This is a genomic window from Halomonas sp. SIMBA_159 (assembly GCF_046536035.1).
In the GTDB taxonomy this organism is placed as follows: Bacteria; Pseudomonadota; Gammaproteobacteria; order Pseudomonadales; family Halomonadaceae; genus Vreelandella; species Vreelandella venusta_A.
Genome location: NZ_JAWJBT010000913.1, coordinates 1 through 259 on the forward strand (window position 1 = coordinate 1; position 259 = coordinate 259).

Consider the following 259-nt stretch of genomic DNA (forward strand, 5'->3'; position numbering starts at 1 on the left):
CTTCGTCATGGAAATCCTTTTCCGCTTGCGCGGGAATCGTGCGCCACAGAGCATTCACTTGCGTTTGCAGGTAGTCTTCCCGTGCTTTCTGACGGGCGGTTTCTTCAACCAGCGAGATTTTTTGCGGCCGCTTGTAGCGATCGACGCCATAGTTCATCAGTGCATGGCAGGAGTCGAGTAATTTTTCGACCTCCACATCACCGTATTTTTCCTCGCATTCAGAGATGTATTTCTTAGCAAACAGCAGGTAATCAATAAT

At 48.6% G+C, this 259-nt stretch carries 1 protein-coding gene; it reads right to left on the reverse strand.

Going from position 1 to position 259, the window contains the following annotated elements; genetic code table 11:
- On the reverse strand, positions 1-259 hold a 259-nt coding region (locus R0J87_RS21915), incomplete at both ends, for a SpoVR family protein (protein ID WP_498888949.1).